7 protein-coding genes are annotated in these 8,276 nt (G+C 66.9%); 4 read left to right on the plus strand and 3 right to left on the minus strand.

What is annotated here, in order from left to right; all coding sequences use genetic code 11:
* Positions 1–271: 271 nt before the first annotated feature.
* Positions 272–1,120, minus strand: a complete 849-nt coding sequence (locus BS329_RS16760) for a TauD/TfdA dioxygenase family protein (RefSeq protein ID WP_076161768.1) — start codon at positions 1,118–1,120, stop codon at positions 272–274.
* A 463-nt stretch (positions 1,121–1,583) separates the two neighbouring features.
* Between BS329_RS16760 and BS329_RS16765 the strand changes: the two genes are divergently transcribed.
* Positions 1,584–2,981: an FAD-dependent oxidoreductase gene (locus BS329_RS16765; RefSeq protein WP_076161770.1), complete on the plus strand. Its 1,398-nt coding sequence runs from the start codon at positions 1,584–1,586 to the stop codon at positions 2,979–2,981.
* Positions 2,982–3,033: 52 nt separating this feature from the next.
* Here the strand turns inward: BS329_RS16765 and BS329_RS16770 are convergent, their stop codons facing one another.
* Entirely contained in the window at positions 3,034–4,182 is a 1,149-nt protein-coding gene (locus BS329_RS16770) for an epoxide hydrolase family protein (RefSeq protein ID WP_076161772.1), read from the minus strand.
* 366 nt (positions 4,183–4,548) lie between these two features.
* Here BS329_RS16770 and BS329_RS16775 point away from each other — a divergent pair, with 366 nt between their 5' ends.
* The 3 genes from BS329_RS16775 (at position 4,549) to BS329_RS16785 (ending at position 7,380) form a co-directional block, all read left to right on the plus strand.
* Positions 4,549–5,643 carry a cytochrome P450 family protein gene (locus BS329_RS16775; RefSeq protein WP_244197185.1) on the plus strand — a complete coding sequence of 365 codons (1,095 nt, stop codon included), beginning with the start codon at positions 4,549–4,551 and terminating at the stop codon, positions 5,641–5,643.
* A 96-nt stretch (positions 5,644–5,739) separates the two neighbouring features.
* Positions 5,740–6,153: an SgcJ/EcaC family oxidoreductase gene (locus BS329_RS16780; protein ID WP_076161776.1), complete on the plus strand. Its 414-nt coding sequence runs from the start codon at positions 5,740–5,742 to the stop codon at positions 6,151–6,153.
* A 63-nt stretch (positions 6,154–6,216) separates the two neighbouring features.
* The gene (locus tag BS329_RS16785; RefSeq protein ID WP_076161778.1) at positions 6,217–7,380 is read left to right on the plus strand and encodes an aminotransferase class I/II-fold pyridoxal phosphate-dependent enzyme; all 1,164 of its coding nucleotides are present in this window, start codon (positions 6,217–6,219) and stop codon (positions 7,378–7,380) included.
* 494 nt (positions 7,381–7,874) lie between these two features.
* Here the strand turns inward: BS329_RS16785 and BS329_RS44610 are convergent.
* A partial coding sequence (locus BS329_RS44610; protein ID WP_244197186.1) for a GtrA family protein occupies positions 7,875–8,276 on the minus strand: 402 nt, incomplete at its 5' end.

Consider the following 8,276-nt stretch of genomic DNA (forward strand, 5'->3'; position numbering starts at 1 on the left):
GGGAAGGACTTCCGGGGACCAGCGATGTCAAGTCCGGACAACCAAGGTAGGCAAGGAGGCCTTCACGACCTTGGTTCGCGCCGAAGGGGCGTCTGCGACCGAGACGGTCACGATCACCCGAGCATGTCGAGTCCTTGAGGGACCCTCGCGGACCCGGTTGATACGGCAATCGACATTCTAGTGTCCTTTATGGACGGTCAAGGGGAGGATTCCTGCGCGGGATTGCACTTCACGCGATCCTCACGGAATCACTCATCCAGCACTCGTCGCGCTACATCACCGTGGTCCGGTACAGGAGCCGCTGGTGACGCTTGCTGTCGCACGGGGTACGGGTGTGCATCGTGGCCTGGTTGTCCCACATGACCAGGTCGCCCACCTCCCAGTGGTGGCGGTAGACGTACCGGTCCGCGGTCGCGTGCGCGTGGAGTTCGTCCAGCAGGGCGGTGCTCTCCGCCGGGTCCAGCCCGACGATCTCACTGATGATCATGCTGCCCAGCAGCAGCGATTCGCGCCCGGTGACCGGATGCGCCCGGACCAGCGGCTGCTCCATGTCGGGCGTCCGCTCGAGTTCTTCCGGCGTCAGCGGCTTCTTGTGCGGATTGGTTTTCAGTTCTTCGGCGACCAGATGCGCCATGGAATGCACGGCGCGCAATCCCCTGATGCGGTTCTTGAGGTCGTCGGAGAGCTCATCGTAGGCCGCCGTCGTGTCGGCGAAGAGCGTATCGCCGCCCACCTCGGGCGCGATCACCGAATAGAGCATCGAAGCCTTGCTCATCACTTTCTTGAAGGAATAATCGGTATGCCATTCTTCCTGTTCGTCGCCGTCATAAAGGCCGATGGGGCTTCCGTTCTCGAAGATATTGCTGATCGTCAGCACCTCGGGATATTCCGGAACCACGTACTTCGACACCGGGTAGACGTCGAGCGGGCCGAAGAGGCGGCTGACGCGAATGTGGTCGGCGTGCCCCAGCTTCTGACCGGGAACCACGAGGACCCGGTACTTGATCAGGTCTTCGACCAGGCTGTCCACCGTGTCCTGATCGATCGGCGCGGCGAGGTCCAACCCCGTGATCCGGGCACCGAAGGTTGACGAGATCGGTTTCGACTGATAATCGGCCATAAGCCTGAACCCTCCAGGATTCACCGGTGCCGGGGCGCCACCCGGCAGGATTTGGCACGGAGTTCAGCTCGACGAGGTCCGGGCCGATGCCACCATTCCGCCGACCTGGGCATACCGCAGATTGTCGTCGTGATCGAGAACCCGGTGCACCTCAAATAGTGCCCACCAGCCGGTATTACCGCACCGGGCGGCGAACTGCACCGGCACACGGCACTTCGTGATACGTGACCCTGGTCGGTCCGATGAGATGGTCGAAGAACTGCTCCGGCCTTTGCTCCCATTCCCGATCCTCGCCGAGAAGGACCCGGCGATTCGATCGTGCCGATCCGCGTGTCCGCTCGAAGGAATCAGACCGCCGGAAGCCTATCGCCGCGGCGGAGCAGCCCGACCTGTGTTTGCCGTCGACGTCCAGTGCTTTCGGGCGTCGTGGAACGACCGAACGAGCGAGACGGAGAGACGAGCCATGACCAACAACCAGACCGGAAAGCGGGCCGTGGTGCTGGGCGGCAGCATGGCCGGGATCCTGGCGGCGCGGGTGCTGGCGGAATCGTACGCCGAGGTCCTGGTCGTCGACCGGGACGAGGTGCTCGGCGTGGACCGGCCTCGGCGGGGAGCGCCGCACACGATCCACGCGCACGCGCTGCACGCGCGTGGGCACCTGATCCTGGAGGAGTTGTTCCCCGGTCTCACCGACGGCCTGGCCGCGGCCGGTGTGCCCAGTTGCGACCTCGGTGAGATGCACTGGTACCTGAACGCGCGACGGCTGAAGCCGGCGCGAACCGGGCTGATCTCCGTGCTGGCGCCCCGGCCGATGCTCGAGGAGCACGTCCGGCGACAGGTCGCCGCGCTGCCCAACGTGACCTTCCGTGAGCGTCACGACATCCGAGAGCTGGTCCCCAGCCGGGACCGCACCCGCGTCACCGGGGTCAAGATCGAGGCACGGGACGGCGGCGCCGGCGAAGAAACACTGACGGCGGATCTGGTGGTCGACACCACCGGGAGGGGTTCTCGCACCCCCGCCTGGCTGGAGAAGTTCGGCTACCGCAGGCCGGACGAGGACAGGGTGAAGATCGGGCTCGCCTACACCACCCGGCAGTACGAACTCACCGACGGCATCCTCGGCGGCGTCCCGTCCATCAACCCGATCGCGTCGCCCGCCCACCCCAGGGGCGCGTTCTTCGGCAGGAGCGGTCCCGACCTGGTCAACCTCTCCCTGACCGGCATCCTCGGCGACCATCCGCCCACGGACGAGGCGGGATTCCTGGAGTTCGTCCGATCCCTGCCCATTCCGGACGTCTACGACGCGATCATCGGCGCCAAGCCGGTGAACGACCCGGTGACCTTCCGGTTCCCGGCCAGTGTGCGACGGCGTTACGAACTGCTGCCCGCGTTCCCGGACGGGCTGCTCGTGCTGGGAGACGCGGTGTGCAGCTTCAACCCCGTGTACGGGCAGGGCATGACCGTCGCCGCGATGGAGGCGGCCGCGCTCCGGCGGCAGCTGCGCCGGGGCGGCAGTCCACGGCCCGCCGAGTTCTTCACCGAGATCGGCCGGATCATCGACATGCCTTGGGAGGTGTCCGTCAACGGCGATCTGGACTTCCCCGGCGTCGAGGGCCACCGCTCGATCAAGGTCAAGGTGGGGAACGCCTACATGGCCCGGCTGCAGTACGCCGCGACGAAGGACCCCAAGGTAACCGAAGGCTTCATGCGGGTGGCCGGGCTCCTCGACCCGCCTCAGGCGCTCATGCGTCCGCGGATGCTCGCCCGGGTGTTGCGGCACGCCGTGCGGCGGCCTGCTCCCGGGAAGTCCTGGCTCGAGCGCGAGCAGTCGTCCGGCGTGACCGCCCGCCATCTCGGCTGACCGGGGAGCGGCTGCCCGGCGACGTCGTCGCGGGGCAGCCGCTCCCCGGCCGTCAGTCCCGGAGGCCGCGGAAGAACTTCCGCAGGTCTTCCACGTACAGCTCAGGCTGCTCCAACGCGCTGAAATGGCCACCGCGCTCGAACTCGGACCAGTGGGTGATGGTCTTGATGTCCCGGTCGGCGAGCCGTCGGATCGGCAGGACCATGTCGTGCGGGAACACGGCCACCCCGACCGGCACGGTGATCGGCGGATCGGGCGGCCCGCCGGTCAGCTGACGGCGGTACTCGTAGTAGAGCTGGGCCGAGGAACCGCCGGTCCCGGTCAGCCAGTAGATCATGGCGTTCGTGAGCAGGGTGTCGCGGCTGACCGCGTCCTCCGGGCTTTCCGCCGAGTCGGTCCATTCCCAGAACTTCTCGATGATCCAGGCGAGCTGTCCGACCGGGGAATCCGTCAAGCCGTAGGAAACCGTCTGCGGCCTGGTCGCCTGAAGCTTGAAATAACCCGAGAGTTCCGTTTCGAAAAGAACGTGCCGATCCAGCTTCACCTGATCGGCCGGACTCAACCCCGCCACTTCTTCCGGATCACCGGATGGCAACGCGACCAGCATGCTCGTATGCACGCCGACGACGTGATCGGGATCGACACGGCCGAGTTCCAGCGAAATCAGTGAACCGAAATCCCCGCCCTGCGCCCCGTAAAGCCGGTAACCGAGCCTGTTCATCAATTCCGCCCAGGCGCGGCCCACCCTGCGGATATCCCAGCCGGGCGCCAGGTCCGGACCGGAGAACCCGTATCCCGGAATGGAGGGAATGACCAGATCGAAGGCATCGGCCGGATCTCCGCCGTACGCCGCCGGGTCCGACAATGGGCCGATGACGTCGAGGAACTCGACGACCGAACTCGGCCAGCCGTGGGTGAGGATCAGCGGCAGGGCATGCGGCTCCGGCGAGCGCACGTGCAGCAGATGCACGGTCGCTCCGTCGATTTCGGTGCGATACTGGGAAAACTCGTTGATCCGGGCTTCGGCGGCACGCCAGTCGTAACCGGTGCGCCAGTAGTCGGCGAGTTCCTTGAGATAGCGGAGCGGAACTCCGCGAGACCAGTCCTCCGCGATGGGCCTCGACGGCCACCGGGTGGCGGCGAGCCTGCGCCGCAGATCGTCGAGCTCCGCTCGGGGAATCTCGATACGGAAGGGATCCACGAAGGGTTCCTGCCTTTCGGTCGGCCGGGATCAATCGCGACCCGGACTTTTCCGCTCCGGGAAAATGCGTCGCTGAACGACGTTACGCCTTCCGGCTTCCACCGCTCAAGCAGGCCGGGGAACCGAAGTCGATGAGGCACATCGTGAGGTGGCACACGGATAGTGAATGCGTAATGTCGGTTTCGACCTCATCGCCGAACGTCCCTTGGAGAGGTTTCCATGGAAAGCCGTTGTCCCGTAATTCTGGACACCACCGGAAAGGACGTGCACGCCGAGGGCGCGCACCTCCGCGAACAAGGTCCGATAGCGCAGGTCGAGCTTCCGCAGGGAATTCGGGCCTGGACGGTCGTCGGTCACGATCTCGCCATGAAACTGCTGACCGACCCGCGCGTCTCCAAGAATCCCCGCCAGCATTGGGACGCCTACATCAACGGCGAGATCCGCTCGGACTGGCCGCTGGCGAGCTGGACGGCCATGGACAACATGACCACCACCTACGGCGCGGACCACACCCGGTTGCGGCGTCCGGTCGTCAAGGCGTTCACGCCGCGCCGGGTCCGGGCCATGCAGCCCTACATCGAGAAGACCGTGACGAAGCTGCTGGACGACCTGGCCGCGGTCCCGCCCGGCGAGGTCGTGGACCTGAAGCGGATGTTCTGCTACCGGCTGCCGGCGTCGATCATCTGCGACCTGTTCGGGATCCCCGAAGAGTCCCGTGCCGCCATCCTGCGCGGCGGGGAAATGACCACGGACTCCTCGATCACGCCGGAGGAGGCGGAGGCGAACGTCCGTGACTGGACCGCGCAGTTCCAGCAGCTCCTCGAAGCCAAGCGCCGGCACCCCGGCGACGACCTCACCACCGACCTGATCGCCTCCGCCGAGGAGGACGGTGAGACGGGCATGACGGACAACGAGCTGATCGGCACGCTGTTCGTCGCGCTCGGCGCGGGTTCGGAAACGGTGATGAACTTGGTCACACACGCCGTCCACAAGTTGCTCACCCACCCCGACCAGCGTTCGATGGTCGAGGACGGGCGGGCGTCCTGGGACGACGTGATCGAAGAGACGCTTCGCGCCGAATCACCTATCAACATGTTGCCGCTGCGGTTCGCCGTCGAGGACATCGAACTCGAAGGGGTGACGATTCCCAAGGGCGACCCGATTCTCATGGGGTACGCCGCCATCGGCCGCGACCCGGAAGTGCACGGCGCGAACGCCGGCGAATGGGACATCACCCGCACCGACAAGGACCACCTCAGTTTCGGCTACGGCACGCATTTCTGCTTCGGCGCGCCGCTCGCCCGGCTGGAAGCACAGGTCGCGTTGCCCGCGTTGTTCGAGCGGTTCCCCGGCCTGTCGCTGGCCCTCGACGCGGAGGAGCTGCAACCGCAGGGCACGTTCATCATGAACGGCTGGAAGACACTGCCCGTGCGACTGCTGGCCCCTGCCGAGGTCCGGTGAACGAGGGCGCTGTCCCGGCGGGGCAGTGCCCTCTCCCCGCCCGGCCCCCCGCGCCGGGTTTCGCGACAGTTCCGGATGCGAGAAAGCGAGACGACGATGACGACCACTGATCTTCCCGCGGACCAGGCCGCGGTCACGGACATCCCGCGGCGGCTGGTCACGGCGTGGGCGGCACACGACGCGGACGCCTTCGCGCGGCTGTTCACCACCGACGGCACCATGATCCTGCCCGGCGTCTACCGCAAGGGCACCGAGGCGATCCGCGCCCACATGACCGCGGCGTTCGCGCACGAGCTCGAGGGCACCCGGGTCACCGGGCAGCCGGTCGATCTCCGTATCGACGGAGACCTCGCCGTGCTGATCACCCAGGGCGGCGTGCTCGCCTCCGGCGAGACCGAACCCGCACCCGAACGCGCCATCCGTGCCACCTGGGTGGCGGTGAAGACCGGCGGGGAATGGCTACTCGCCGCCTACCAGAACAGTCCCCGGGACGTCCCCGGACCGGCTTGATCCCTGCCGTGGCGCGGAGAGCGGCTTCGGCAACAAATTCCTAGGCGATCCGGAGGTACTTCGATGCCAAGCCCTGCCAAGCGGTTGCTCGAGGTGAAGGACTACCTGTTCTCCTTCATCGACGACACACGAGCGCTGGCCGAATCTTCAGGGGTGGCGCCCGTACCGCTCGGGGTCGGGGACAGCGACCTGCCCACCCCGCCCCCGGTGGTGGCCGCCATCCAGCAGGCCGTCATGGACCCCAGGTCGCACCGCTATCCCCCGTACGCCGGCACCGGCGAGATGCGGACGGCGGCCGCGAACTTCCTGGACCGGAGATTCGGGGTGGCCACGGATCCGGACACCGAGGTCCTGGTGACGCTGGGGAACAAGGAGGCGATGGCGCACCTGACCCTGGCCTACATCGAGCCGGGCGACGTGGTGCTGGTGCCCGACCCCGCGTACCCGGTCTACGAGACTTGGGCACGCTTCTGCGGCGGCGAGGTGTATCGGGTGCCCTTGCGGCCCGAGCACGGTTTCCTGCCGAACCTCGATGAGATCCCCCTCGACATCCTGGCCCGCGCGAAGCTGTTCTGGGTGTGCTACCCGAACAACCCGACGGCCGCACTCGCCACCAGTGAGTTCTTCGACAAGCTGGCACGCTTCGCCCGCACCCACGACCTCGTGGTGGCCTCCGACGCGGCCTATACGGAGATCTACTACGACACCGAACCGCCTCCTTCCTTTCTGGCGTCGCCGGGGGCGATGGACTGCGGGATCGAGTTCCACTCGCTGTCCAAGACGTACAACATGCCGGGATGGCGAGTCGGGTTCGCCGCGGGCAACGCGGAGATCGTGGCGGCGCTGCGGGCGGTGAAGACCAACACCGACTCCGGCACGTTCGGCGCGGTGCAGCACGCGGCGGCCGCCGCCCTCGACGACACCTCCGACTACCCTCGGCAGCTGCGCGAGACCTACCGGACCCGCATGCACACCTTGTGCGACGGTCTGGAGGCCGCCGGACTCGATGTCCTCCGCCCCAAGGCGACCTTCTACTGCCTCGTGCGAAACCCGCCGGGCCTCGACAGCAGCGGCTTCGCGAAGCGCCTGCTGGAAGACGCCGGCGTACTCGGGATCCCCGCCACCGGCTTCGGCCCGGGCGGGGAAGGGTACGTCCGCTTGACGGTCTGCACCGGGATGGAGGCGATCGAAGAGGCGGTACGCCGCATCAGCTCGGTCACCTGGTGATCCGGCCCGGTGGACGGAAGGCGCTCCCTCCGAAGACGGAGTGAGCGCCTTTTCGGCGATGACCACTCGCGACACGCGTTCATCTGGCCGCGAAGGCCTCCTTGCCTACCTCCATCCATGCCCCCGCCGCCGCTCTCACGGACGCGCCGCGCGCGCAGACTGGATTCGAGGTCAGGGTTCCGGCAAAGTCATATAGCTGCTGGCTGGCGTCGTTTTCGGCATCGGGACCGGGCATTGCCGGGCGAACGTGGCGTGTCGCGAAAGCCACTTTCGGGACGTCCGGTATCCCGAAAGTGGCTTTCACGACAAGACCATCGTGGCAATATGCACGATTTTCGGGCGAGGCCGTAAGTCCCTGATGCCCCACCTGATCGGCCGGTATACGACTTTGCCGGAACCCTGACCCTGAAGGTAGTGAAAGCGTCCTTCGCTTCCCGCCACTGTGATCCCTGGTGACACTCGGACGGCCGTGACGCCGGCGCCCCGGCCCGCCGTCAGCTCTCCCGCTCGACGGCGGACTCGATGGCGGGCTGGCGGCGGGAGCGGAACACCCAGCCGCGCAGCAACAGGAAACGCACGACGGTGGCCGCGAGGTTCGCGAGCACCAGCGCGGTGATCTCGAGCGGCAACCCCGATGCGGACAGCGAATGCACGAAGGCGAGCGCGCCGCTGGTGAGCCCGAGCCCGATGCCGAACACGATCAGACCTTGGAATTGGTGCAGTCCGGAGCCTTTCCGGCCGCGGATGCCGAAGGTCAGGCGCCGGTTGAGCGTGGTGTTGCCGATCGCCGTCACCAGCAGGGCCACGAGGTTCGCCGTCTGTGCGCCGGTGAACGTCCGCAGCAGCAGGAAAAGCACGAGGTAGGCGATGGTGCTGGCGACGCCGACGGCGGCGAA

Origin of the sequence: Amycolatopsis coloradensis, assembly GCF_001953865.1 — a bacterium.
GTDB lineage: Bacteria > Actinomycetota > Actinomycetes > Mycobacteriales > Pseudonocardiaceae > Amycolatopsis > Amycolatopsis coloradensis.